Origin of the sequence: Bacillus cereus (assembly GCF_015071065.1) — a bacterium.
GTDB classification, from domain to species: domain Bacteria; phylum Bacillota; class Bacilli; order Bacillales; family Bacillaceae_G; genus Bacillus_A; species Bacillus_A cereus_BA.
On record NZ_VOVA01000004.1, the window covers coordinates 274,409 to 298,127 of the forward strand.

Genomic DNA, 23,719 nt, shown 5'->3' on the forward strand with positions numbered 1-23,719 from the left:
TTTTTCATAATAAGAAAAGTATATGCAAAAAATATATCAGAATCAAATTTTCTAAAAAAACATGTTACTTAAACTTTGTTTGTGTTATGATTAAGTTACATCGTAATATTTTTAGAATTATTTACATTTTAAAAAACTAAATTTAAAGCGAGAGAGAGGGGATAATTTGAAAGAAGAATCTTTATTGAAAGTAAGCCTTAAGATTTTGAAAACGAGAAGTAATTTATTTTTTATCATTACATCTTTAAGTATCTTTTTAGGAGCCACTTATTATTACAATAAAAGATTTCCAAATCACAGATATCCCGAATGGTTAGAATTTCTAAAAATGATTGGATGAATAAAAGACAGAAAAACAGAAAATTTAAATAAAAATCGTTGTGGAGGAGCTAAATATGAATATTAGAGAAAGTGAACTTCCAGGTATTGGTTATAAATTTCAAATCGTTACGAAAGGTAACGAAAAAATGGTGATTGTCATTCATGATGACGGACGTAGAGAAATGTATCATTTTGATTCAGACCATGAAGAAAGTATTTCTAGTATTTCATTACGTGACTCAGAGGCAAGACAAATTGCAGCAATATTAGGCGGAATGGTATATAAGCCTAGGGCATTAGAAAATGTTGAGATGGTCTTTGAAGGTTTGGCGATTGAGTGGTTTAAAGTGGAGAATGCAGCTCCAGCAATCGGAAAAACAATTGGTGATCTTGAAATAAGAAAAACATATAGCGTAACGATAATTGCAGTTATGAAAAAGAATATGAAAAAGCTATTTAATCCAGGACCAAAAACAGTAATTGAAGAAGGAGATATGCTTGTAGTTTCCGGTGAGAGAGAAGAAATTAAAAAGATTATCAATGAATTACTTTCGAATAGGGGGACTGACTAGATGGATACGTTAATTTTTGAAGTTGGTACAGCTTTAGTTTTAGTAGCAATTGCGGCGGTAATTGCTGGAAAGTTTAAATTCTCAGTAATTCCTTTTCTAATTGTTCTCGGAATGTTAGTAGGGCCACACGCGCCGACAATAGGTGTTATCGATCTCAAATTTATTGAAAGTGCAAGTGTGATATCCTTCCTTGGAAGGATTGGCGTTCTATTCCTTCTTTTCTATCTAGGATTAGAGTTTTCGATGAAAAAACTAATTAAATCTGGACGTTCTATCGCGATTGGCGGAACAATCTATATTTTAATTAACTTTTCACTTGGATTACTATACGGATTTATAATGGGATTCCCATTACTAGAAATCTTAATTATTGCGGGTATTATTACGATTTCTTCTAGTGCTATCGTTGCAAAAGTGTTAGTTGACTTAAGAAGAACTGGTAATAATGAGACCGAATTAATTTTAGGAATTATTATGTTTGAAGATATATTCCTTGCTGTATATTTATCAGTCGTTTCTGGCTTAGTTCTTGGGGATCACGCTTCCTTCTTAGGTGCTCTTACTTCAATTGGAATCGCTTTAGGATATATGCTTCTATTCTTTATTGTGGCTAGAAAAGCTACTCCGTTATTAAATAAATTGCTCGATATTAGTTCAGATGAAATCTTTATTATTGTAGTATTTGCTTCGTTATTCTTCATTGCTGGTTTTTCAGAGACAATTCACGTTGCAGAAGCAATCGGAGCGCTTCTTTTAGGATTAGTTTTCTCTGAGACAGAGCATAGTGACCGAATTGAACATCTTGTTGTTCCATTTAGAGACTTTTTCGGAGCTATTTTCTTCTTCAGTTTCGGATTAAGTATCGATCCGTTCTCATTAGGCGGAGCGATATGGTTAACGTTAGGGGCTGTTCTTCTGACGATAATCGGAAACTTTGTAGCAGGGATGATTGCAGGAAGACAAGCTGGATTATCTCATAAAGCTTCAACAAATATTGGATTAACAATCGTTTCAAGGGGAGAGTTCTCCATCATTATGGCCAATATCGGTATCGCCGGTGGTTTAATGTCAGTATTGAAACCATTCTCAGCGCTATACGTGCTTATACTATCCATTTTAGGACCTCTTCTTACGAAAGAGTCGAAGAATGTATATAAATTTTTAAATAAAATCTTTAAGTGGGATACGAAGGCAAACTAAATTTTTAAAAATAAAAGTACAAGATATTTACCGCTTGTACTTTTATTTTTTGCAATGAAAACAGTAAAGAGAGGTAAAGGATGTTAGGAGAGTTGATTCATTCAGTTTTAGTTTTTCTAGAAGGACTTGGTTATTGGGGAATTATGCTTGGATTGATGTTAGAGGTTATTCCGAGTAAAATCGTATTGTCTTATGCAGGCTATTTAGTATCAACGGGAAGCATTACATTTTGGGGTGCTGTTGCGTTCGGTACGATTGGCGGTGTAATCGCACAACTATTTATTTATTGGATCGGTCGATACGGAGGAAGACCTGTTCTTGAACGATATGGAAAATATATTTTGATTCAGAAGAAACATATTGATTATGCGGAAACATGGTTTAATCGCTACGGAACTGGCGTTATCTTTACAGCGCGTTTTATCCCTGTTGTGCGTCATGCTATTTCGATACCGGCGGGTATTGCAAAAATGTCACATGCTAAGTTTATTACGCTAACTACATTAGCTGTTATTCCATGGTCAATTGTGTTTATATATTTAGGATTTAAATTAGGATCAGAGTGGGAAAGTATTAATAAAGTAGCTGGTCCTTATGTGAAATCTTTTGCACTTGCTGCTATTGTTTGCGCAATTGGTTATTTTGTACTAAAAAAAATGATGAAAAAAAAGTAATTATGGAAAAGAACCTATACTGATATAGGTTCTTTTTATTGTAATTTTTCAAAGGATGACAGAGTATGTTTAATATTTACCATATTGTGGCATACATATAGGAAAAGGGAGTTTGGAAAGGGGATTATAGAGAAATGGAACTCCAGTTTCAAAATGTATATCAACAAGTTGAGAATTGGTATGTGTTGGATTCGGAGCTTCCTTGGGATGTCAACAAGTTAAGAAATGATTTGTTTTCTCTTATTGAAGTAAGTGCAACGCCAGTTATTTTTTGTGATACGTGTGATGCGAATAATGTACTTTTATCATTAGGTGAAGAAGAAGAGGAGTTTTTATTCCTGGTAGGTGGTTTTTATCATAAAGAAAAACAATTAATTTTCGTTTGTATGTGGGAAGAGTATGAGCAAGTGCTCAAAACGCTATTGCATGAATTCAGGCATGCGATGCAGCATAAGGACGATGTACTATATGTTGGAAATGAACTATACGAAGAAAGATGGATTGAGAAAGATGCGAGGCATTTCGCGGAGAGGAAGCTAGATGAATATAAAAATAGAAATTTAATCTGAAGCATAGTGGAGAAAAATCACTGTGCTTTTATTTGTTACTAATGAAAAATAAGTAGTTGACCGTTATTAAGTTTAGTTCTAAACTAATAGTATCAAATGAGCGAGGTGATGGAATGAAAGCAGAGGAAAGACTTGGATTACTATTATGGTTTCGTTTATCACGCTTTTATAATAGAAGTATTCGTGAGACGAATCAGCATTTGAAAAAGTGGAATGTATCTGCCGCTCAGTTTGATGTATTAGTTCAAATTGGAGGACACGATTGTTTAACGCAGCAAGAGCTTGGAAATAAGTTGTTTGTTACGAAAGGAAATGTTACTCAACTTTTAAATAAGATGGAGCAACTAGATTGGATTCAGCGTGAACAAGAAGGTACCACGAAATATATTTCATTAACAGAAAAGGGAAAGGTTCTATATGAAGAAATAGTCCCGCCGCAAGAAACATTTCAAGCAGAGCAATTTGATAAGTTAAATAGAAAAGAACAAAAACAATTATTAGAATTACTGAAGAAGTTGCAGTGATAAAATTAAAAATAATTATCTCGATTTCGAGATAATATGAGGTGAAGGATATGTTTAGAAAAGTTGATCATAAAAATATGGGAAGAGCAAATCACGGTTGGTTAAATACACACTTCCATTTTTCTTTTGCAAATTATTATAATCCAGACAACATGAATTTTGGGGCATTACGTGTTATTAATGATGACCTAGTAGCGGCACAAACGGGGTTTGATATGCATCCGCACCGAGATATGGAGATTATTTCTTACGTTGTAGATGGAGCGTTAACACATGAAGATAGCATGGGGAACCGTGGGACAATTGAGCGTGGACATGTTCAATATATGAGTGCAGGTACTGGTGTATTTCATAGTGAGCATAATTTAGGAAATGAAACATTACGTTTATTGCAAATTTGGATTTTACCAGATCGCGATGGTCATAAGCCGAACTATGGTGAGTTTAAATTTGATTGGAGTAAACGTGAAAATGAGTGGTTCCATATGGTATCTCCTTCTGATGGAGGTGCACCAATTCATATTCACCAAGATGCAAATTTATATTCTTTATCATTAGAGGCTGGTAAAGAAATTCATTTTCCTGTTCAAGAAGGACGTCAATTATACCTTGTACAAATTGAAGGTAGTGGCGTTGTGAATGGTGAAATACTCGTAACGCGTGATGCAGCGGAGGCTGTAGAAGAAGACATTCAAATTCAAGCGAAAGAAAACTCTCATTATTTAGCAATTGAAATGAAAATGCAATAAATTGAAGCTTTAATCATTGGTGGTTTTCCAGCATATAAATAGCGGAATGAAAAGTTATAGGAAAGAGGACGTCGAAAAACGATGTCCTCTTTTTGGTGAGTTGAATTATCAGAAAAAACTTTCTCAATGTTTGGAAACAGGTATACGAATAAGTATTTAGAATTCTATTAAGTGTGTCAAAAATTCTTAGGGGAATGGGGAGTGTTAGATTGAAAAAGCAAGTAATTTCATCAGCATTAGCGTTAACTGTTATCGCAAGTGGGTTTGGGGCATTTGGAGCAACTACGACGAAAGCAGAAGAGCAAAAAATCCAGTATCACCAAGAGTTTAAAACACCAGCTTACATAGGTGAAGAATGGAAAGCGCCGGAAGGACTAGATAAAAAAGAGACGGTCTTTCAATATTTAGAGAGTAAAAAGGATATGTTTAAACTAGCAGGAAATATTGAAAAACATTTCAATATCGTTGGTGAAGAAAAAGATGCTGAGTCTGGTACAACACATGTGAAGTTAGTTGAGAAGCATAATAACATTCCTGTGTATGGTTCAGATCAAACGGTTACGCTTGATAAAGAGAATAATGTAAAAGCATTTTTTGGACAAGTTATTCCGAATTTAGATGATAAAAATATTCCTGCATCTGCAAGTATTAGTGCAGAACAAGCAGAAACGATTGCAAAGGCAGATATTGAGAAAGAAATTGGTAAAGTAAAAAATTATGATGGTGTGAAAAAAGATTTATTTGTGTATGAAAAAGATGGTCAATACTATCTTGCATATCTTGTAAAAGCGTCGGTTTCGAAACCTGCTCCAGGATATTGGCATTATTTTGTTGATGCGACAAATGGAAATGTTATTGAGAAATATAACGCTGTGGATAACATTACAGGATTTGGTTACGGAGTATTAGGAGCTAGACAATCATTTGAAATTGCTCAAGATACGAAAACAGGAGCGTTCAACTTATTTGATGGTACACGAGGACAAGGTGTCCATACATTTGATGCAGAGAATATGAACGAAGACTGGTTTAATTTATTCTCACAAATTCTTGGATATACAGGAGAAGAAATTGCAAGTAAATCTAAGTTCTTCGAAGATAAAGCGGCAGTTGATGCGCATGTGAATGCAGGAAAAGTATATGATTACTATAAAAAGACATTTAACCGTAACTCTTTCGATGATAAAGGTGCGAAACTTATTTCTGCTGTTCACGTAGGTGAATCTTGGAATAACGCAGCGTGGAACGGTGTGCAAATGATGTATGGTGATGGAGATGGTAAGACATTTATTCCATTATCAGCAGGGCTAGATGTTATTGGCCACGAATTAACGCATGCTGTAACTGAACATACAGCAAACCTTGTATATAAAAATGAATCAGGAGCGTTAAATGAATCGTTATCTGATATCATGGGTGTCATGGTTGAGAAGAAGAGCTGGGATTTAGGTGCTGATATTTATACACCTGGTAAACCTGGAGATGCACTTCGATCTCTGAAAGATCCAGCATCTATTCCGAATCCATTAAAACCTGGTGAAGGTTACCCAGATCATTACAATAAACGCTATACGGGTACAGCTGATAATGGCGGCGTTCATATTAACAGTAGTATTAACAATAAGGCAGCGTATTTAGTATCTGACGGCGGAGAGCATTACGGCGTGAAAGTAAAAGGAGTAGGCCGTGAAGCGACAGAAAAAATCTACTACCGTGCTCTTACTAAATATTTAACTGCAAACTCTGACTTTAAAATGATGCGCCAAGCTGCACTTCAATCAGCAGAAGATTTATTCGGTAAAAACTCTAAAGAGGTACAAGCTGTAACGAAAGCTTATGACGCTGTAGGAGTAAAATAATAAGAGAAAAAGACCTGACTGGATTGTCAGGTCTTTTCCCTATTTAGTCACGAATACCTAATGCGATTTTCGCCATACGAGACATACGTTCTTTTGTCCATGGCGGATTCCATACAACGTTTACTTCTATTTCATTTACTTCGGGTACATTCGTTGATAATATTTTTTTAACGTCTGATACGATTTGCCCAGCCATTGGACAACCGATAGAAGTCATTGTCATTGTAATGACAGCATTATTATTTTCATCTGCTGTAACGTCATAAACTAATCCAAGATTGATAATATCAACACCTAATTCAGGGTCAATAACAGCTTCTAAGTTCGCATATAACTTTTCTTCAAATGCTTGTTGTGACATGTGTAGCACCCCCCTAAATATTAATGATATCGATTCTCATTATAACGGATATATGTATAATGTGCAGGAAATGAGCTCAAAAAAATATTCCTCCCTGAAAGAGGAATATTTTTTTGGAAATTATTCAGTTTTAAAATGGGATACGAGTTGATCTAATTCGTCAATCGTTTGTTTCATTTGTTTTGCAGTTAGCATCATCTCATTCATAACGATAACTTTCTGTTCAGATGATTGTGCTGTTGTGGCTGTTTCGCTTGAAACTTCATTAGAAATAGAAGCGATGTTATTAAGTGAAGCATTCATTTCTTCAGCACTTGCAGCCATTTCTTCAGCAGTTGCTGATATGTCTTGCATTTGAGTAGAAACTTGATTTACTTGTTCTACAATTGTTGTGAAAGAAGATCCTGCTTCACGAATAACGTTAATACCTTCGGATGCTTCAGATCGACCTTGTGACATCATAGAGCTAGCGGTTTCTGTATCGTTTTGAATTTGGTGTAGCAGTTGATTAATATCTGTTGCAGCTGTTTTTGATTGTTCAGCGAGTTTTCGAACTTCATCAGCTACGACAGCAAAGCCTTTTCCTTGCTCACCAGCACGAGCAGCTTCAATAGAAGCATTTAAAGCAAGTAAGTTTGTTTGCTCAGCGATATTAGAAATAGATTGTACAGCTGTATCAATATATTTTGTATGAGTGATTAGACGTTCGACTACTTCTGATGTAGCATTTACAGCTTCGTGAATCGTTGTCATTTGTGTAATAGATTTTTGGATAACAGTACTTCCGTCGTTAGCGTGTTCTGACGTGGCTACAGCTAGTTCGGCTACAGAAGAAGCAGATTCTGCAATGCGCTGAACACTTAATGCCATATCATCCATTGCAGTAGAGCTTTCTTCCATGCTAGAAGTTTGTGATTGAATGCTTGCATCTAAATTGGACATTGAGCTTTGAACCTTTAGTGTCGCATCACGTGACGTATTTGTCTTTTCTAGCATATTTTCAGAAGCGTTTTGTACTTCGACAGAAGTTTTTTGAACACGATTAATGATATGTTGTAGGTTTTCTAGCATTTTATTAAATGATGTTGCAATTGCCCCGATCTCGTCATTGCTATTTACTTGTAGACGAGCTGTTAGGTCACCCTCTTGGGAAGATAACTCTTTTAATTTCGTATCAATTTGTTGAATTGGTTTTACAAGTTTACCAGAGAACCACCATGCAAGAATAATTGCAACGACAATACATATAACAAGTGATAAGAATACAACGTATTCAATTAGTAGTGATGATTGGTCAATTTTTTCAATGGATTGATCACGTAACTTAGCTTGTTCGTTGCTATAGTTTGTGAAATCACCAATAACTTTATAAACCGTACCATTTTCTTTAGAAGCAACTTGTAATGCTTCTTCCCATTTTTGTTCTTTCGCAAGAGTAACAACTTTATCATCAATAAATTGTCTCCATGTAGAGCCTAATTGCATTGTATCTTTTACTTGTTGAGAAACATTAGGGTTAGAAAGAAGTTCATTTTTTGAATCCTCAAGACGTTTACTCATTTCATGAAACTTGTCTAATTCGACTTGATCATGTTGTAGTAAATAACCTCTTAAAGCAGAGAGCTGTACTTGATAAGCATCTCCACGCTCTTTCAATTCTGTTGCAAGAGGAGAAATTTCTTTTTGTAATGCTTCAGCTTTACGAGATTGGTCAATAGCAAAAAATAAAATAAAAGCTAAAGCAATCCCGAATAAAGCACAAATCGTTCCCATCATGAACATAAGTTTTTTTCTGATACTTACAAAATTCATATGATAAAAAGCCTCCTTTGTGAAATCTTAGTATTAGAATTAATTAATGTTAAAAATTGAAAGAAAGCTTTACTCCATCTGGAATAAAGCTTTCTTATTTCCTTTAGGAATTATAGCAGACAGAGTGGGAGAGAGAAAGATATATTTTAAAGTGAAAAAAGAGGGCTGAAAAGTCATCCTTCTTTATTATGAAGTTTGTTTAATGAAAATTATAGGGGATAATGGAAAGAGGCAGATAAGTAGAAGTGAATGTTATTAAAATGGATATATTTATATATCAAAAATTCTTAAATAAAAATAAGAAATACTATTGTAATTCGAAATAACATCCTGTATACTTCTAATTAGTTGATAACGATTATCACTATCAACTGAACATTACTCTTCGTTATGTTGGTCATACCCCTTTTTGACGACGTAAGTCAGAGACGAATGTTGAAATATCTTGTGTCCTATTCTACAGAATTATGGTAATCTCCAACCTCAACTTATATGCGTAAGCATGCAATAAAAAGGATCCTATCCGTGAAGGGATCCTTTTTTGCATGTTGTCGCAATTAATGTATATAGACCTGGTATACGTTCTTCAATTCCTTCGGGTGAAGTAGAAGGGAAGACCCACTTTTGATGAGATCCGTGTTCTTCAATCAATTTTTCAACCTTGAAATTTGTTTCTGCCATTGCTGTAATTATTTCTCCTAGTGTCCAGCGCCTAATTTTTGTTCTCGGTAAAGCTTCTTTCTGTGATTCCGTAAGGAGAGTACTATAAGCTACGTCATCTTCAATAAGCTCCTCATCGAAATAATTTCCATTTGCTCGAAATGATGGATGATCTACTCCTAATAATTTTGTATAAACGGGATGATAGTCACGCAATATAAATGTCCCATTTTGTTTTAGTAAGTGAGAGATTATATGAAAGAGTGGCTTTCAGTCTAAGAAGTAATGGAGTACGCCAAGTTCCAGTAATACGATATCAAATGATTGGGATAGATTTAAATCTAGTACGTCGGAAACGATATATTGAATAGAGACTCCAGCAGCTTCTGCGAGTTCGTTTGCATATTTTGCATTACTTGCTGAAATATCTACAACTGTTACATCGGCTCCTAAAAGAGTAAGAGCAACTGCTTTGTTTCCTTTTGATCCGAGTAAATTAATAATACGCTTTCCTTTTGGAGATTGTATGTAGGGTAAATAATGAGCTACCTCGTGCATAGGATTTTCCATGAGCTTTTTTGCATAATTCTCTGGCACCCCGTGGCGATTCGTCCAAGCTTCATAGGCAGCTGCATTCCAGCTTTTTTCATTAATTGTACTTAGTTGCTTTTGATTCAATTTTATCACTCCTTTTGTGGACTTATAGTTATTCGGTGAGTGAGTAGGATTTCCTGTTTTTTTTGAAATAAAAGTTTGATTTTTCTGTTATTAAGTCGTAAAATACGTGTTATACATAAAAGCGTTGAAAAGGAAAAGTAGAATGGAATCATTCTTTCCAGAGAGCTTCGGTAGCTGAGAAGAAGCAAGAATATTCATTTGAACAATGGCCTTTGAGCTTCGTCCTGAACTTATCAAATGATAATAGTAGGCGGCGACGAGAGTTGGTTCTCGTTATCAAAACCACAGTATAAGAGCATGAATTGCTCCGTACTTGTTAAGGTTAGTTATGTGAATGACTGACGAAATAAGGTGGTATCGCGACTGTTTATACAGCCCCGCCCTTATCTTTTTTAAGATAGGGGTGGGGCTTTTTATATTTTAAAGGAGGAATATAAGATGAGTATTTTTATTGGAGGCGCTTGGCCGTATGCAAATGGCTCGTTACATCTTGGGCATATTGCTAGTTTGTTACCTGGAGATATTTTAGCACGTTATTACCGGGCTAAAGGTGAGAATGTGTTGTATGTTTCGGGAAGTGATTGTAATGGAACACCGATTACAATTAGAGCAAAACAAGAAGGTGTGACGGTGAAAGAAATTGCTGATAAGTATCATGAAGAATTTAGTCGATGTTTTCAAAAACTTGGTTTCACTTATGATTGCTATACACGTACAGATAGCGAGCATCATCATGAAACTGTTCAAAAAGTCTTTTTGCGTTTATTAGAAGAAGACTATATTTATAAAAAAGTAGTTGAACAAGCTTATTGCGAAACGTGTACGCAATTTCTACCTGATCGATATGTAGAAGGTATTTGTCCACATTGTCATGAAGGGGCGAGAGGGGATCAATGTGATGCTTGTTCCGCTATTTTGGATCCACTCGATTTGTTAGAAAAGAAATGTAAGTTATGTGGTAGTACGCCTTCAGTAAAGGAAACAGAGCATTTCTATTTTGCATTGCATAAATTTCAACAACTAATTAAAGAGGCTGCTGAAATTGCAAAGCAGAAAGGAACATGGCGTGACAATGCAATTCAATTAACAGAGAGATATTTAAAGGAAGGATTACAAGATAGGGCAGTGTCACGTGATTTACCAATTGGGGTACCAATTCCGGTGGAAGGGTATGAAGATAAGAAAATTTACGTATGGATTGAAGCGGTGACAGGATATTATTCAGCGAGTAAACACTGGGCTGAAGAAACAGAGAAAGCTGATCAAGAGTTTTGGGATAGAGATGCGAAAACATATTATGTACATGGTAAGGATAATATTCCGTTTCATTCAATCATTTGGCCAGCGGTATTACTTGGAATCGGAGAAGAAGCGATCCCGCGTCATATCGTTTCGAATGAGTATTTAACAGTAGAAAAAAGAAAGTTATCGACAAGTAAAAATTGGGCAGTATGGGTACCTGATATATTGGAACGCTATAATCCAGATTCTATTCGTTACTTTTTAACAGTAAATGCACCAGAAAATCGTGATACTGATTTTTCATGGCGTGAATTCATTTACAGTCATAATAGTGAACTATTAGGTGCATACGGGAACTTTGTGAATCGGACGTTCAAGTTCATTGAAAAGTATTATGATGGTGTTGTGCCAAAAGCAAATATTAATATAGAGCTGAGAGATAAGGTAGAAGGATTATATAAAAGTGTAGGAGAGGCGATTGAACAAACTAAATTTAAGGTGGCACTAGAAACGATATTTGATGCAGTACGCTTTGCAAATAAATACTTTGATGAAAAGCAGCCTTGGAGACAAAGAGAAGGCGACCCAGTTTCATGTGAGGAAACAATTTATAATTGTGTTTACCTGATAGCAAACTTTGCACAACTGCTTGAACCATTTTTACCGTTTTCAAGTGAAAGAGTTAGAAATACATTATCGAGTGTTAAAGTAAATTGGGAACCTCAAAATACGTTACCAAACCGAATTGATAATGTGCAGCCATTATTTGAGCGAATCGATGTAAAACAAATTGAACATGAGGTAGAGAAGTTATATGGAGCGGTAAAGTAAAATATGAGGAAAAGACCTTTCAAATAAAGTGAAACTTTAATTAGTGGGGGTCTTGTTCATCCCCCACTGATTATTAGCCCTCACCAATCGGGCTTTTACGGGCAGTTGATCCCCCACCTAAATTCTTTGCTTTCTCTGAATTTTGAGGTGGGGGTCTTAATGCCCGGCAAATAGCTGGATAAATGAAAGGTCTTTTGTTATGCTGTATAACCCTCTTTTTTATCTTTCAAAAAGAGAAGCACAGCAAGGATTACGAGAATAATAGCTGCAATATCATATGTTATTTTGAATGTAGTATTAAAGTTTAACATATCGTAAATTTATTCACATTTATATACAAGTTGATGTTTTCACGCACTATGCACACGATTATGTTTTTTTTCTTTCCTAGCAGTAAGTAGTTGTGGTGTGAAAATACCGAGTAATATAACCACAATCCCAATCCACTGCATTAGCGATACAACTTCATGAACAAGTGTAATAGAAGCGATAATTGCTGTTGGTAATTCAGCTGCACCTAATATTGTACCAAGTCCCGTTCCGACTTTTGGTACCCCAATTGAAAAACAAATTACAGGTATAATCACCCCGAACAGTCCAAGGAAGAAAGCATATTTCCATAAGCCTGCTTGTAAGGCACCATCTGTTAAAAAGGTAGGCGGGAAAAATAAGCATACAATAAGAGTAGCACTTGTTGTCATAAGAAAGCTTTTCGTATAAGGCGGAACATCTGTAGCAACTCGCCCGCTTACAAATACATAGAATGAGAAAGAGACGGCAGCTAATAGTCCGAAAATAATACCTTTCGTAGAAAAGTTTTGTCCAAGACCTTCAAATACTCCACCAGCAAATAATGTACCAGTAAATAAAATAATAATAGATATAACTTTCTCACGGCTTGGGAATGTTCGGTTGGCAATCGCTTCGATGACTACACCAATCCAAGTGAACTGAAAGAGTAAAACGACAGCGATAGAGGCTGGCAGTTCTTCTACAGAAATAGCATAGAAAATACCTGTCATACTCATTGTTGTGCCGACTGTTAGTAACGAAAAGAATTGTTTTTTTGATACTTTATGACGTGAAAAGAAAAGAACGAGTAAAAGGAGTCCAATCCATCCGAAGACATATTGTCCTCCTAGTAGTTGGTGTGCTGAAAATCCGTCGATGAATCCGAGTTTAAAAATAGTTGAAAGTACGCCGTAGCTACAAGCGCCGAATAAAACTAGTAATGAATACTTAAATTTCTCCATGTGAAAACCTCCTTATATAAAGTGAAGCTTTAATCAGTGGGGGTTTTGTTCATCCCCCACTGATTATTAGCCTTCACCAATCGGGCGTTTACGGGCAGTGGATCTCCCACCTAACTTCTTTGCTCCAGCCGAATTTTGAGGTGGGAATTTTACTGCCCGCAAATAGCGGGATAAATAAAAAACGCCCGTTATCCTAATAAGGACAACGGGCGAACGAAACAGAGTCAGAGACTCTACAAAATTCCGCCACTCATACGAAGTATGAGTTTGGGGTATGAAATTATAGTAGTAGTTTACATTGATTTTGGAAAGACAATTGAGCATTTTACACCTTGAGGTGTGTTTTGTATTCCATAAGGGAACTGATGTTTATCTAGTATTTGTTTTACAATATATAATCCAAGACCGCTACCTTGTACTAAACCATTGTTTCCAGGATTAGCGCGATAGAAAGGCTCAAATAAATGAGCGAGTTTGTCCTCATCAATTTGTGAACCTGTATTTAAAACCTCTAATGCGTAACCGTTCGGTTTTTCATAAAGCTTTATATATACATGCTGATGATCGATTGTATAGTGAATTGCATTTGAAATAATATTAAAAATAGCAGTTTGAATAAATTTAGGATCAGCTAAAATTTGTACATCTTGTTTAATATTAGATTGCACATTTAATTGCTTTACAGATATAAAATAATCTACTTTCTTCATAACGTCCTCAATGATGTTAGATAGTGAAATAACTTCTAAATTCGGTTTGAATTGAGGATTTTGCATTTTGGATAATTCTGACATCTCTTCCGTTAATACGTTAATATCTTGCATCATCTCGTAGGATCGTTTTAGGTATTTGTCTCTATCTTTGTATGCACCGATTCCGTGAATCATGCCATCTAGTTGGCCCATAACGGCTGCGATAGGTGTTTTTAATTCATGGGATACCATAGACATAAATTCTTTGCGAGATTGTTCTAATTGTTGTTCTTTCTTGAGCTCACTTCTTAAATCTTGATTTGTTTCATGTAAATTCTTCACAATAGTTGGAATCTGTGAAGCGGCTACCTGCAAGTTGAAATCTGTTTGATCTGTGTTTTGGTTTAGCGATTTTTTATCTGAAAAATTAAGATTCATAATATCCTTTAAAGTATCGCTCATATATTGAAAAGGTTTGGCAATTAGTTTCGCATAAATTAAAGATCCGAGCAGAGATAATGCAAGCATTGTTGCCCCAATACGCGGAGCTAATTGCTGCAGGGCATCTGCTAAACTGGGATTATCATGTGATTCATTTGTTTTATTCGCTTTATTTTGTATATGTAAGGCATCATTGTTAGCGGCTTTTTTTTCCGCTTCAGTGAGTGATTCAGTTTTTTTTCTTTTTCCTGAAAGATTTTCCGCATTTTCTTTTGCTTTTTCTTTTGCTTTTGCAGTTTGGCTAGGCTGCAAAATATGGTTGATGGCTGTAGAGAGTACCTTTATATCTAAACTAGAAGGTAGAAAGTTTGAGATACTACTCTCTGACAAAGCCTTATTTTGATCTTTTTTACTCTGTTTGTTTGCAGCTTCCTGTACCGCTGTTTGCGCTTCGTTAGCTTTCGTAGAACGTCCTTCATCGTAATTTAAGGCTAGAAAATAAATTACTTGATAAAGACAAAGCGATAAAAGAATGCAAAATAATAAGGTTTTGATGAAGAGGTTTTTGGTGATGTGATCCTTGCTACGATTCGATTTTGTAGCCAATGCCTTTCACCGTTTTAATATAAGGAATCCCTAATTTTTTTCTTAAATTTTTAATATGTGTATCTATTACTCTTACATCACCATAATGTTCATAGCCCCATACCTTATTTAACAAATCACTTCTTGATAATACTTTTCCTCGATTTTGTAACAACGTATATATAATCTCAAATTCTTTAGTTGTTAGTTCAATTTGATTACCATGAACATAAGCTGCATATGCTGTAGAATTTAACATCAATTCATGGAATTGTAGTATAGTTGCAGTTTCAGCTTCCTTCGTTGTTGTCCTTCTTAATACAGCTTCTACGCGTTTAATAAATACCGTGTAATGGAACGGTTTCGTAATATAGTCATCAACGCCCAACTCAAACCCTTTAATTTCACTCTCTTCATTATGTAAGCCTGTTAACATAATGATTGGTACATCAGACTGTCCTCGCATAATTTTACAAATACTATAACCATCTATATCCGGTAACATTACATCAAGGAGGACAAGGTCGTATGAATTTTTTTGGAAAAGAAGAATACCCTCTGTTCCAGCGCCAACCACATCAACGGTAAAATTTTGGGCAGTTAAAAATTCACGAATAAGTTCTTGTATATCTGGGTTGTCTTCAATCACCAGTATATGCGTCATAGTAACACCTCCTAAATAACGCTTTTTACTGCAATATTCGAATTCATCATTTTTTTGATGACTCAGGTTGTACATACATATAATAAGCCCCCGCTATAAAATAATCATAAAAGTAGCAAGGGGAATTGTTTATTGGACTGAATATTTCAGAATCACAGTAGTTCTATTATAGTATGCAATGTGAAATTTATAAAATATTATAACTGTATAATTTTAATATCTATGTTTATTAATGTTTTTATGCTATTTAGTGCAGTCTACTTTTATTATATATGCAAGTAGAGTTGTTTAGCTACTGTAAATGAATAAATAAAATAAGCCAAGATATAAAATTCTTGGCTACATGTAAATCATGTTCATAGGTTATTTTACAGTGACAGTGGCACGTTCGTGAATACGTTCAAATAACCAATGTATATCATTGTTATACATGCGAATACAGCCAAGTGTTGTAGCTTTGCCAATCGCTTGATTATTGTTAGTCCCATGAATCGCATACGTTGTTCCGTATGTTCCTGCCATATTTAATCCGAGCCAACGGTCACCAAGTGGGTTACGTGGATCGCCGCCTTTAATATGCCTTTTATAATAAGGACGGTTTTTAATTTTATTTACCACTTGAAAAGTACCTGTAGGTGTAGGTGTTGCTGTTTTGCCAGTAGCGACAGTGAAGCTTTTTATAAACTTTCCATTTTGATAGAAATCCATTTTATTTAATTTCGTGTCAATGATAAGCTGTTCGTTAGTTGAAGCCGCTTCCACAGACATATATGGAACAGTTAAAAAACCTAACGATAACATAATAGTTACTAGTAATTTTTTCATTGATATTCTCCTTTTACTATTTTAGTAGTATTACAGACAATGAATTTGTAATCCTCGTAATGCTTGATGTACGTTTTCATTTAATGTTTCAAAAAAGGTAGTAATTTTTGTGTTGTGTTTGTTGTTTTTATCAATGAGCAATCTTTCATTTAGTAAAAGCTCGCCGTGTAGTCCGAAGCTCTGTACTTGAATGTTCATTTCATCTTCTGTTTCAGAAATGATTGGTAAGAAATAATGAAACGCTTTAGTTGGAATGATATAACTTTTTCCAATCATGCTTTCATGATTAGAGTTAGTCCATTTTTTCGTGACAATTTTAATGTTTTTTTTAGAAACGACAAAAGATAGCGTTGTGGATTTTGTTAAACTTACGTCAAATTCATTTGTTTCACATATGTGTAAATTAAAAATCGTTTCATTTGGATGAGGTTCAACATTTGTATTAATAAAATCATGCATTTTATAAGCTTCCATTCTTATTCTCCCTTTTTTCAATTTCAGAAAACGACTTATATTTATTCAATTTAATGTTTAGGTAATATAGTAGTTAAATTTTTCAACAAATTCCGATATAATCTTACAATACATATATGAAGCTAATATGAAGTTAGTATGAGTTTGTTATGGTTTTTTATAAAGAACAAAATGAGGAGATTTCCGAGTGCTGAAAACTGGATAAAATTTGTATATTAATGTCTCTAGCCATTGTAATAGATAGGTGTCATCCCGTTTTAAAACGATAATTTATACAATTAAATAAAGAACAGAAAACCTTAGCATAAGCCTTACAAAAATGTAATAAAAATGTAAGCTATTGTGATAGTTATTTCGACAATTTTTTTATACAATAATAGTAACAAGTTGTACGTGAATGAAAGGGGAGATGACATGGAATGGGTTCATGAATTATTTCAGCAATACGGGTATTATGTAGTACTTGTAGGCTTGCTGTTAGAATATATTGCACTTCCGTTTCCGGGAGAGCCAACATTAGCATATGCGGGGTTTTTAGCACAGAAGGGCGATTTAAGTTTACCAATCTTAATTATTCTATCCTTTATTGGAACGAGTGTAGGAATGACGATCCAATACTTTTTAGGAAATAAGCTTGGTATGCCTTTTGTTCAAAAATACGGGAAGTACGTATTTTTAACACAAAGAAAAATTGATTTAACGAGAATGTGGTTTGATAAGTATGGATATTTCCTTATCTTTATTGGCTTCTTTATTCCAGGAGTACGCCACTTTACAGGGTACTTTGCAGGTATCATTAACTTACCATTCAGGCGCTTTGCAATGACAATTTATTTAGGTGCTTTATTCTGGGTATCGTTCTTCTTAATCGGTGGTTACTGGTTAGGTGGCAACTTACAGGATATTTTCGGAGTACTGGAAGATCATATCGGTAAAATCATCTTCGGAGTAGTTGTTATTGTGGCAATTACGTTAGGCATTCGTTTCCGCAAACAGTTAAAACGAGTACTCTTACAAAACGCAAGTTAATATGGAATCCATTCTATGTCAGATTTAAGGAAGGCAGTGCTTTTGAGCGCTGCCTTTTTAGTTTATATTTCTCTCGATTTCGTAACTGGTGACTGGTATATAATACGTTCCTATTTTTTGTCCGTATGACACTGTTAGTATGTAATTCTTAAAGTTTCATTTTATTATCATTGTCATTTTGACATATATTCACGTCAAAATGACAATGATAATTGACAAGTGACAGGATATTATTTACAATTCTAATTAAATAAAAGAAAAAGAGGTAAAACATGAAGCTTCAAAATCGAGTGAGAGAATTTCGAGCAAAGCACCGTTTATCACAAGGTGAGTTAGGTAAAGCGATTAGTTCATCTCGGCAAACCATTAGTTTAATTGAGCGCGGGGATTATGCACCGTCTATTGTGTTATCGCTAAAAATTGCACAAATTTTTGGAGCGTCGGTGGAGGAGATATTTACGTTAGTGGAGGGGGAAGACGAAAATGAAAATGAAGAGTAAGGCGAAGGGGAAGATGTTAGCTATATTGAAGCTGTTAGTAGGAGCAGTATGCGGCGGGTTTATAGGGTATGTAGTAGGAGATATTGCAACAGAGGGAACTAGTAAAATATCTCCTGTTATTAGCATTATTATGATGAGTGTATTCGGTATAGCGGCTATGTATTATATTTGGAAGCGTACAAGATCGCTCGCACAAACGAAAGATGAAGAGGAGAATGTTAAGGGACGAAAATTAGGAATAGCACTTATTTATCTTCGAGTTATGGAGATTACTATTCCATCATGGTTTGTTTGCTCAGTTATTGCTTTTTACCGAACGTATACAGTTGAAGGGAATTTATTCTTTGTGAGTGTAAGTACAGTGGCATCTGCAGTATGCTTTATTGCTATAACTTGGTTAGGATTTGCAATGAGGAAAAGGTATAACACTCTATATCCAGAACAGAGTGTCACGTATTCTCAGTCAATGGAAATGTGGGCGAAGAATGCAGATGAAGGGCAAAAGCAGATTGTCCATGAAGCAGGATATAAGGCATATCAATATACAAATATGACACTTGTTTGCGCATGGTTTGCGGCGATTGCGTATGCACTTTTAGATGGAAAAGATTTCTTTATGGTCATTATGATTTCGTTCGTTTGGGTATTACATGTTGGAACATATATGTATGAAATGCATAAAAAGATGATTTATTAAGGGGAGAGAAGCGTTGGACATTTTAAGAAGACCTGCTTTTTCAATGTTCGTTGCCTTCGTTTGCTCCGCTTTATATGGGTTCATTCGAATAGAAAAAGTACAGGTAATTATAGAAATGTGGGCAGTCTTTGGAATTGCATTGTTAGTGTTAGTTATCCATGAATTAGGGCATGTAATATTCGGTTTGATTGGCGGTTTGAAATTTAAGTTTATGACAGTAGGGCCTATTACTGTCCAAAAAGAAAAGGAAAAAGTAAGAATTCGAGAAAATAAAATATGGATGTATGTTGGAGGCGTCGCAATGCTAGTGCCACCATCTATACATACACCGAACCTTTCAAAAAAATGGGCCTGGATGACTTTAGGTGGACCAATCACGAGTTTAGTATTCGGTATTGTATCAGGTTACATATATATGGTGAGTTATTACCATATGCTTTTATACTTTTCTGTTTTACATTTTGCAATTTTCGCCGTCACAGCAATTCCAATTAAGGGAACGCTATTAAGCGATGGCATGCAATTTCTTATTTTAATTAAAGATGATGAAAAGGCTAAACAACATTTATTTAACATTCAAGTATCCAGCGAGTTATTAAGTGAAAAAAGTCTGAAAGATTGGGATGAGAGATTAGTAGAAATTAGTGAAGAAAAGCTAAAAGAGAACAAAGGTATAAGAGATATAATGAGCGGACTAATGCTTGTCTTTTTTGCTCGCTCTGATCAAGAGGGAATGGAAAAAGGGATATTGTATTTGGAAAGAACTGTACAATTACCTGTAACGAAAGAAAATAAATTTTTCGTTAGTAGTTTTCATAGTTGGTATCTTTTATATAAAGTACTGTATCAGGAGGAAAGTCTTTCCCTGCAAGAAGCGAAAGAACATGCAAAGGCAATTACAAGATTGGACTTACATGGGTATTACCGTACACAAGGCATTCTTAAATATCTAGAGAATGATAAGGAAGCTTGCCACGTTTATATGAGGAAAGCTGATAAAGAATTGAAGAGCGCTGAGAAGAGTGAAATAGGATATTTACAATTAGAGAGAGAATGGTTTGAGCAATTGAAGGAGAGGGTATCTTACGATGGGTGAGGTATCCTCTTTTCTATATGTAATCTTATGCCGTTCCGTAAAAAGCCTGGGGCGAGTAAAATGAGGTAAGAAGAGCAAAGCTTGGAGGAAGTAAATATGGAGATTTTAACGATTATTTTGTTAGTTTTACTCATCTATGCTGTTTTTAAAGTAGCATACGTAGCATTAAAAATACTCGCGATCCTATTAATTATCTTTTTAATCGTAGAGTTTGGCAGTAAATTGCTTGGGGGATAGGGTTTAGGGATGTCGTTAAAGCGATATCCTGTGTTGAAACATCGATATAATGAAAAAATCGTTGATATATTTCAGGGAGTACCACGTAGGGTATATGAGATGATCTAAAAAAGCTGGAAGAGTATCTTCCAGCTTACGAGTTACTTTCAATTTGTTGGCCATTTTCTTCTTCGTGGTCTTGTAATAGGTTGAATACGTCTGCTAGGCAGAATGCGATAAACCAAGTCCATAGACCGTGGAAGAAAGCTGAGCTTAATTGAAGTGGTAATGTATAGTTTGTCATTGAGTAGGAAATACATCCGCCAACGATTCCGATCATTGTTAATAACATTGTTTTTTGAGCATTTTCTTCTGGATTAAAGAGGAAGAAAATGTATCCACCTAAAATTGAAGCGCTTACAAGCGTTTCGATTCCATTAAAAATGATATTCTCTCCAAGCTGAATGTTTGTCCAGAAACAGATTGCACCGCCGACGATGGCAAATAGGACAGCTAGTGTGTATCGTACATATTGATTCATATGTTCATCTCCTTATGTAATAAGATGATTTGGAAGTCAAAAAGGTAGGTATAGTATATTGAAGTGAATTTTAGTTGTACGTATCTTTTTATAAAAAGATCAGTGAAGAATAACTAAGATGATCGGTTTTTTTAAAAAAACCGTTACGTGTATGGTGTCTGAAATATACCCGACTTCTCGTTTCTTTTTGCTTATAATAATAAGAGAAACTTCCAAGTCTATATACTCTTTTTTGTAAGTCTACTTTTATTATAACACATTTAGTGCCACAATTATAGAATTATCTGATTTTGTAATAAGTGTAAAAAATAAAAAGCGCAAGGAATTGCAGTTCCTTGCGCCTTTTTATATACGTTTGAAACGTCCAACGATTTCAACGGTTTCAGTAATATTCATAAATGCTCGATTGTCTACTTGGCGAATGATTCGTTTCATTTCGCCTAACTCGTAGCGAGTTACGACAGTGTAAATCATTTTCTTCTTATGGTTTGTATAGCCGCCGACAGCATCTACCATTGTTACGCCACGTATGCCGTGATGTAATAGTGAGCTTTTTATTTCCTCACCTTTTTCTGTAATTGTCATTATCGTTAATTTAATATGTTTTGTATGCACGGCATCAATTACTTTGCTGACTACAAACCGACTAATTAACGTATAAAGCGTAATATCCCATCCGAAAATAAATCCTGCTGCAACAAGTAAGATTAAGTTGAATCCAAAGATGATTGCTCCAATTGAAACATCGCGATGTTTCGCTACAATCAATCCAACAACATCAAAACCACCTGTTGAAGAAGCAAATCGGAATATGATTCCTGAGGCTGCACCGCAGATGACACCACCGAATACACAAGATAATAAAATATCGTCTGAAACTTGGTGTACCGGGATAATGTTCATCGCTAAAGATGATACAGCTACAAAGTATGCCGTTAAAAAGGTTGTCTTCTTACCTAAGTAAAAGTGACTTAAAATAAGAAGCGGAATGTTTAGTAAAAAGATAAGTGCTCCGATATTGTAGTGCATTAAATAACCGATAATCATCCCTACACCAGCGAACCCACCGCTAATCATATTATGCGGGATAAAAAACATATTCATAGAAATTGCATACAAAATAGAAGCTATAAAAATAACAACTAACTGTATGATAAATTCTAAGTGAAATGTTTTAGCTGCTGGGAAGGATAAAAAGGCGGTGTCGGGAACGTAATCGGCGTCTCCTAGTTGACCCATAGTATGTTTCATCTCCATATTCATTTTTGATTACAAGAAGAGAATAAAGCTTTTTTCAAAAACTGGCAATAGTTTTATTATAATGCAAAAATTTTATAAATTTCTAACAAATCAAACCTATTCAAAGATACGTGTGAATATACTAAAGAAAGCGAATACATTGGTTTTCTAGCATAGTTTTTTGAAAAAATATGCAAAATTCTTTTTTGAAAATAAAAGGAAATAGAGAATGTTTGTTGAATGTGCTAAAATGACTTTATTAAGGATGTGAAGCGATGGAATTTTTATTGCAGGATGCAATTCTATATATATCGTTTGTAACGACAGCGCTTTGTGTATTAGAAGTCTTTTTTCTTGCTAACGTTTCTCGCTTTGTGCGTCAGCAAGCATCGAGCGGTAGACAGAGAGCTTTTAAACTAGTTGATACGTGTGAAGAGGGTACAAGAAATGTACCGCTATTTTCTATTTTTTATAAATATGGAATGATTCGTTCTGTCCGCAGACAAGAATCGAGCGGAGAGAGTGACGAGGTAGGTCCGTATACACCAATGTTTCGCTAATTAATTACGAAACATTGGAGGAATGAACATGTTAAAATCATACCGAGCTGGGCTCATTAGTTTATCATTATTACTTGTTTTTGTTTTATCTGGCTGCAGTAATGCAGGCACAATTGATTCACATAGTACGGGAATTTGGAACCATTATTTCGTATATCCAATATCGTATATGATTCAATTTGTTGCTCATCATATATCTGGTGGAAGCTTCGGGATTGCGATCATTGTCATTACGCTTGTTGTTCGTTCAGCACTGATTCCATTAGCTGTTTCGCAATACCGTAGTCAAATGAAAATGAAAAAAATGCAACCTGAATTACAGAAGCTGAAAAAGAAACACGGTGATGTGGGTAAAGATCTTGAAAAACAAAAGCAGTATCAAAAAGAAATGTCAGAACTAATGAAATCAGGTGGTTGGAATCCGTTAGCTGGTTGCTGGCCAATTTTTATACAAATGCCGATTTTCTCTGCTTTGTATTATGCGATTAGCCGAACTGAAGAGATTCGTACATCTTCATTTTTATGGGTGAACCTAGGACATGCAGATCCATATCATATATTACCGATTATTGCAGCGTTAACAACATTTATCCAAATGAAGGTGTTCCAATCAAATATAACGCCTGGAGAGCAAGTGCAAATGCTGAAAATACAGCAAATTATGATGCCAGCAATGATTTTATTTATGGGATTTGCGGCACCGTCAGGACTTGTGTTGTACTGGATTACAGGTAACTTATTTACAATGACACAAACAATTGTATTAAGAAAAATAATGGAACGTGAAGAATTACAATTACAAAAAGCTTAGAACAACGCCGCTCGTGATGAGCGGTGTTTTTTATTTGCATCGTT

General features: G+C 35.1%; 24 protein-coding genes, 1 pseudogene and 1 other annotated feature. Of the genes and pseudogenes, 15 read left to right on the forward strand and 10 right to left on the reverse strand.

Annotated features, from left to right (window positions below; all coding sequences use genetic code 11):
* Positions 1 to 395: 395 nt before the first annotated feature.
* The 7 genes from FT637_RS14675 to FT637_RS14705 all read left to right on the forward strand — a co-directional run bounded on the left by FT637_RS14675 (position 396) and on the right by FT637_RS14705 (position 6,468).
* Entirely contained in the window at positions 396 to 893 is a 498-nt protein-coding gene (locus tag FT637_RS14675) for a cation:proton antiporter regulatory subunit (RefSeq protein WP_193646921.1), read from the forward strand.
* Positions 894 to 2,093, forward strand: coding sequence for a cation:proton antiporter (locus tag FT637_RS14680; RefSeq protein WP_193646922.1), 1,200 nt, complete (start codon positions 894 to 896; stop codon positions 2,091 to 2,093).
* Between the two features lie 80 nt (positions 2,094 to 2,173).
* A complete protein-coding gene (locus FT637_RS14685) occupies positions 2,174 to 2,767 on the forward strand; it encodes a DedA family protein (RefSeq protein WP_193646923.1) in 594 nt (197 codons plus the stop codon).
* Positions 2,768 to 2,901: 134 nt separating this feature from the next.
* Positions 2,902 to 3,336 carry a DUF3920 family protein gene (locus FT637_RS14690; RefSeq protein ID WP_193646924.1) on the forward strand — a complete coding sequence of 145 codons (435 nt, stop codon included), beginning with the start codon at positions 2,902 to 2,904 and terminating at the stop codon, positions 3,334 to 3,336.
* 113 nt (positions 3,337 to 3,449) lie between these two features.
* On the forward strand, positions 3,450 to 3,860 hold the full coding sequence (locus FT637_RS14695) for a MarR family winged helix-turn-helix transcriptional regulator (protein WP_193646925.1): 411 nt from the start codon (positions 3,450 to 3,452) through the stop codon (positions 3,858 to 3,860).
* Positions 3,861 to 3,910: 50 nt separating this feature from the next.
* The gene (locus FT637_RS14700; protein ID WP_193646926.1) at positions 3,911 to 4,609 is read left to right on the forward strand and encodes a pirin family protein; all 699 of its coding nucleotides are present in this window, start codon (positions 3,911 to 3,913) and stop codon (positions 4,607 to 4,609) included.
* A gap of 209 nt (positions 4,610 to 4,818) precedes the next feature.
* Positions 4,819 to 6,468, forward strand: coding sequence for a M4 family metallopeptidase (locus FT637_RS14705; protein WP_193646927.1), 1,650 nt, complete (start codon positions 4,819 to 4,821; stop codon positions 6,466 to 6,468).
* Positions 6,469 to 6,511: 43 nt separating this feature from the next.
* Here the strand turns inward: FT637_RS14705 and FT637_RS14710 are convergent, their stop codons facing one another.
* From FT637_RS14710 to FT637_RS14720, 3 genes and pseudogenes are all read right to left on the reverse strand, one after another.
* Entirely contained in the window at positions 6,512 to 6,829 is a 318-nt protein-coding gene (locus tag FT637_RS14710) for a metal-sulfur cluster assembly factor (RefSeq protein WP_002124161.1), read from the reverse strand.
* A gap of 120 nt (positions 6,830 to 6,949) precedes the next feature.
* Positions 6,950 to 8,641, reverse strand: coding sequence for a methyl-accepting chemotaxis protein (locus FT637_RS14715; RefSeq protein WP_193646928.1), 1,692 nt, complete (start codon positions 8,639 to 8,641; stop codon positions 6,950 to 6,952).
* Positions 8,642 to 9,160: 519 nt separating this feature from the next.
* A pseudogene (locus FT637_RS14720) lies at positions 9,161 to 9,979 on the reverse strand (class I SAM-dependent methyltransferase).
* A 115-nt stretch (positions 9,980 to 10,094) separates the two neighbouring features.
* Positions 10,095 to 10,367 (forward strand) — a binding site (T-box leader).
* A gap of 50 nt (positions 10,368 to 10,417) precedes the next feature.
* On the opposite strand from FT637_RS14720, the gene metG reads away from it, so the two are divergent.
* Positions 10,418 to 12,052: a methionine--tRNA ligase gene (metG, locus tag FT637_RS14725; RefSeq protein WP_193646929.1), complete on the forward strand. Its 1,635-nt coding sequence runs from the start codon at positions 10,418 to 10,420 to the stop codon at positions 12,050 to 12,052.
* Positions 12,053 to 12,402: 350 nt separating this feature from the next.
* Here metG and FT637_RS14730 read toward each other — a convergent pair whose 3' ends face one another.
* The 5 genes from FT637_RS14730 to FT637_RS14750 form a co-directional block, all read right to left on the reverse strand.
* The gene (locus tag FT637_RS14730) at positions 12,403 to 13,305 is read right to left on the reverse strand and encodes an EamA family transporter (RefSeq protein WP_193646930.1); all 903 of its coding nucleotides are present in this window, start codon (positions 13,303 to 13,305) and stop codon (positions 12,403 to 12,405) included.
* Positions 13,306 to 13,598: 293 nt separating this feature from the next.
* Positions 13,599 to 15,044 carry a sensor histidine kinase gene (locus tag FT637_RS14735; protein ID WP_193646931.1) on the reverse strand — a complete coding sequence of 482 codons (1,446 nt, stop codon included), beginning with the start codon at positions 15,042 to 15,044 and terminating at the stop codon, positions 13,599 to 13,601.
* Positions 15,022 to 15,687 (reverse strand): response regulator transcription factor, encoded by a 666-nt coding sequence (locus FT637_RS14740; protein ID WP_193646932.1) that lies wholly within the window; start codon positions 15,685 to 15,687, stop codon positions 15,022 to 15,024. The genes FT637_RS14735 and FT637_RS14740 overlap by 23 nt, the downstream gene beginning before the upstream one ends.
* A gap of 363 nt (positions 15,688 to 16,050) precedes the next feature.
* Complete coding sequence (locus tag FT637_RS14745) at positions 16,051 to 16,512, reverse strand: L,D-transpeptidase (protein WP_193646933.1); 462 nt, start codon at positions 16,510 to 16,512, stop codon at positions 16,051 to 16,053.
* Between the two features lie 30 nt (positions 16,513 to 16,542).
* Positions 16,543 to 16,986 (reverse strand): DUF3978 family protein, encoded by a 444-nt coding sequence (locus tag FT637_RS14750; RefSeq protein ID WP_193646934.1) that lies wholly within the window; start codon positions 16,984 to 16,986, stop codon positions 16,543 to 16,545.
* Between the two features lie 414 nt (positions 16,987 to 17,400).
* On the opposite strand from FT637_RS14750, the gene FT637_RS14755 reads away from it, so the two are divergent.
* The 5 genes from FT637_RS14755 (at position 17,401) to FT637_RS14775 (ending at position 20,545) form a co-directional block, all read left to right on the forward strand.
* Positions 17,401 to 18,015, forward strand: coding sequence for a DedA family protein (locus FT637_RS14755; RefSeq protein ID WP_193646935.1), 615 nt, complete (start codon positions 17,401 to 17,403; stop codon positions 18,013 to 18,015).
* 272 nt (positions 18,016 to 18,287) lie between these two features.
* Complete coding sequence (locus FT637_RS14760; protein WP_193646936.1) at positions 18,288 to 18,515, forward strand: helix-turn-helix transcriptional regulator; 228 nt, start codon at positions 18,288 to 18,290, stop codon at positions 18,513 to 18,515.
* Positions 18,499 to 19,212, forward strand: a complete 714-nt coding sequence (locus FT637_RS14765; protein ID WP_193646937.1) for a DUF3169 family protein — start codon at positions 18,499 to 18,501, stop codon at positions 19,210 to 19,212. The genes FT637_RS14760 and FT637_RS14765 overlap by 17 nt, the downstream gene beginning before the upstream one ends.
* A gap of 13 nt (positions 19,213 to 19,225) precedes the next feature.
* Positions 19,226 to 20,308, forward strand: coding sequence for a M50 family metallopeptidase (locus tag FT637_RS14770; protein ID WP_193646938.1), 1,083 nt, complete (start codon positions 19,226 to 19,228; stop codon positions 20,306 to 20,308).
* Between the two features lie 96 nt (positions 20,309 to 20,404).
* Positions 20,405 to 20,545 (forward strand): DUF3985 family protein, encoded by a 141-nt coding sequence (locus FT637_RS14775; RefSeq protein WP_193646939.1) that lies wholly within the window; start codon positions 20,405 to 20,407, stop codon positions 20,543 to 20,545.
* A 133-nt stretch (positions 20,546 to 20,678) separates the two neighbouring features.
* Here the strand turns inward: FT637_RS14775 and FT637_RS14780 are convergent, their stop codons facing one another.
* Together FT637_RS14780 and FT637_RS14785 are read right to left on the reverse strand one after the other, a co-directional pair.
* Entirely contained in the window at positions 20,679 to 21,065 is a 387-nt protein-coding gene (locus FT637_RS14780; protein ID WP_193646940.1) for a DUF3938 domain-containing protein, read from the reverse strand.
* A 345-nt stretch (positions 21,066 to 21,410) separates the two neighbouring features.
* On the reverse strand, positions 21,411 to 22,304 hold the full coding sequence (locus FT637_RS14785) for a YitT family protein (RefSeq protein ID WP_193646941.1): 894 nt from the start codon (positions 22,302 to 22,304) through the stop codon (positions 21,411 to 21,413).
* A 275-nt stretch (positions 22,305 to 22,579) separates the two neighbouring features.
* On the opposite strand from FT637_RS14785, the gene FT637_RS14790 reads away from it, so the two are divergent.
* Positions 22,580 to 22,864, forward strand: a complete 285-nt coding sequence (locus FT637_RS14790) for a hypothetical protein (protein ID WP_002015967.1) — start codon at positions 22,580 to 22,582, stop codon at positions 22,862 to 22,864.
* 28 nt (positions 22,865 to 22,892) lie between these two features.
* Positions 22,893 to 23,675: a membrane protein insertase YidC gene (locus FT637_RS14795; protein ID WP_193646942.1), complete on the forward strand. Its 783-nt coding sequence runs from the start codon at positions 22,893 to 22,895 to the stop codon at positions 23,673 to 23,675.
* Positions 23,676 to 23,719: the final 44 nt, after the last annotated feature.

What these genes read in the sequence shown, in the direction of transcription:
- FT637_RS14690 (WP_193646924.1), top strand. Translation starts at nt 2,902, where the DNA reads ATGGAACTCCAGTTTCAAAATGTATATCAACAAGTTGAGAATTGGTAT.
- FT637_RS14685 (WP_193646923.1), top strand. Translation starts at nt 2,174, where the DNA reads ATGTTAGGAGAGTTGATTCATTCAGTTTTAGTTTTTCTAGAAGGACTT.
- FT637_RS14760 (WP_193646936.1), top strand. Translation starts at nt 18,288, where the DNA reads ATGAAGCTTCAAAATCGAGTGAGAGAATTTCGAGCAAAGCACCGTTTA.
- FT637_RS14730 (WP_193646930.1), bottom strand. Translation starts at nt 13,305, where the DNA reads ATGGAGAAATTTAAGTATTCATTACTAGTTTTATTCGGCGCTTGTAGC.
- FT637_RS14780 (WP_193646940.1), bottom strand. Translation starts at nt 21,065, where the DNA reads ATGAATCAATATGTACGATACACACTAGCTGTCCTATTTGCCATCGTC.
- FT637_RS14675 (WP_193646921.1), top strand. Translation starts at nt 396, where the DNA reads ATGAATATTAGAGAAAGTGAACTTCCAGGTATTGGTTATAAATTTCAA.
- FT637_RS14795 (WP_193646942.1), top strand. Translation starts at nt 22,893, where the DNA reads ATGTTAAAATCATACCGAGCTGGGCTCATTAGTTTATCATTATTACTT.
- FT637_RS14765 (WP_193646937.1), top strand. Translation starts at nt 18,499, where the DNA reads ATGAAAATGAAGAGTAAGGCGAAGGGGAAGATGTTAGCTATATTGAAG.
- FT637_RS14790 (WP_002015967.1), top strand. Translation starts at nt 22,580, where the DNA reads ATGGAATTTTTATTGCAGGATGCAATTCTATATATATCGTTTGTAACG.
- FT637_RS14785 (WP_193646941.1), bottom strand. Translation starts at nt 22,304, where the DNA reads ATGGGTCAACTAGGAGACGCCGATTACGTTCCCGACACCGCCTTTTTA.
- FT637_RS14680 (WP_193646922.1), top strand. Translation starts at nt 894, where the DNA reads ATGGATACGTTAATTTTTGAAGTTGGTACAGCTTTAGTTTTAGTAGCA.
- FT637_RS14715 (WP_193646928.1), bottom strand. Translation starts at nt 8,641, where the DNA reads ATGAATTTTGTAAGTATCAGAAAAAAACTTATGTTCATGATGGGAACG.
- FT637_RS14740 (WP_193646932.1), bottom strand. Translation starts at nt 15,687, where the DNA reads ATGACGCATATACTGGTGATTGAAGACAACCCAGATATACAAGAACTT.
- FT637_RS14745 (WP_193646933.1), bottom strand. Translation starts at nt 16,512, where the DNA reads ATGAAAAAATTACTAGTAACTATTATGTTATCGTTAGGTTTTTTAACT.
- FT637_RS14775 (WP_193646939.1), top strand. Translation starts at nt 20,405, where the DNA reads ATGGAGATTTTAACGATTATTTTGTTAGTTTTACTCATCTATGCTGTT.
- FT637_RS14755 (WP_193646935.1), top strand. Translation starts at nt 17,401, where the DNA reads ATGGAATGGGTTCATGAATTATTTCAGCAATACGGGTATTATGTAGTA.
- FT637_RS14710 (WP_002124161.1), bottom strand. Translation starts at nt 6,829, where the DNA reads ATGTCACAACAAGCATTTGAAGAAAAGTTATATGCGAACTTAGAAGCT.
- FT637_RS14750 (WP_193646934.1), bottom strand. Translation starts at nt 16,986, where the DNA reads ATGGAAGCTTATAAAATGCATGATTTTATTAATACAAATGTTGAACCT.
- metG (WP_193646929.1), top strand. Translation starts at nt 10,418, where the DNA reads ATGAGTATTTTTATTGGAGGCGCTTGGCCGTATGCAAATGGCTCGTTA.
- FT637_RS14700 (WP_193646926.1), top strand. Translation starts at nt 3,911, where the DNA reads ATGTTTAGAAAAGTTGATCATAAAAATATGGGAAGAGCAAATCACGGT.
- FT637_RS14695 (WP_193646925.1), top strand. Translation starts at nt 3,450, where the DNA reads ATGAAAGCAGAGGAAAGACTTGGATTACTATTATGGTTTCGTTTATCA.